Origin of the sequence: Parendozoicomonas verongulae (genome assembly GCF_009711465.1) — a bacterium.
Lineage (GTDB): Bacteria > Pseudomonadota > Gammaproteobacteria > Pseudomonadales > Endozoicomonadaceae > Sansalvadorimonas > Sansalvadorimonas verongulae.
Genome location: NZ_SMME01000612.1, coordinates 1 through 1,011, shown reverse-complemented (window position 1 = coordinate 1,011; position 1,011 = coordinate 1). Strand labels below are relative to the sequence as shown.

Below are 1,011 nucleotides of genomic sequence, written 5' to 3'. Positions count from 1 at the left end.
GCTTGTGTTTGGTGTGCATCCCGGAGGTGTCCGTGGGCTGCTGATCGCTATCAGGCTGAGTCGGACTCATTTCAGTAAGAGTGACACTTGTATCGAATGTACACTCCTCTGCACTGGCGCAAAGAACGCTCTGAAAGACACCATCCTGCAATAAATACGATAACTCTGAAAGTAGGGCGTCATCCTGCTCCAAGTCCGAAAACTCTGGAAACTCTGGAAATAGGGAATTCAGAAGGGGAGATAAAGAAGGAGATGTACATAAAATATGAGGAGCCTCATTGTTACTGGAAATGCGACAAAGGTTAGATGGATGTCTAATCCGTGTTGTGGCACCCGTTTCAACTGACAGGTGTTGTACAGTCGTTGATCCCGTGAGTGGTAATTGGTTTTTTTGCTTTTTCCCGCGGCAATGCACAAAGTGGTGACCGGCAGACCTGTTGACGGTGCAGGATGTGGTTTCACCAGGGTGGATATGTGTGCTGTCCGCAGGATGTATGGCAATGCTGCCTGTCGATATCATATCTAATGGCCGTAGCGGAATAGAGTGGAGAGGTCTGCCCTTGTCTTCTGATGCATAGATGGCAGATGTAGACAGGCCGATCGCCATGCAGAGACTGGTGACAACAAAGTTCAGCCTGAAGACCCTTTCCTTCCTTCCCATAGAAAACAAAGAAGGTAGCAGCGTAGCCGGCGGCCTCTTGTCATGCTGGTGATCAGGGTATTGTTGTGAAAGGGAAGACCGGGTCACTCATCTTTCCTCTTGTGCCGGGCGCGCTTGTGTTTGATGAGATTACTGGATGTGGCAAACGTTTTGTTGCACCCGTAGTGGTCACAGAGAAAAGGCCTGTCCCCTGAGTGGATACGCTTGTGCCTGGTAAGATCGCCGGATTGGGTGAAAGACCGCTTGCACCCGTTCTGATCACAGACAAATGGCCTGTCCCCCGTGTGAGTGCGCCTATGTCTTGTGAGATCGCCGGACCGGGTGAAAGACTTGTTGCACCCGTCCAGGTT

1 protein-coding gene is annotated in these 1,011 nt (G+C 50.7%); it reads right to left on the bottom strand.

What is annotated here, in order from left to right; all coding sequences use genetic code 11:
• Nucleotides 1-744 precede the first annotated feature (744 nt).
• On the bottom strand, nucleotides 745-861 hold the full coding sequence (locus E1189_RS26110) for a C2H2-type zinc finger protein (protein ID WP_408014673.1): 117 nt from the start codon (nucleotides 859-861) through the stop codon (nucleotides 745-747).
• Between the last annotated feature and the right edge of the window lie 150 nt (nucleotides 862-1,011).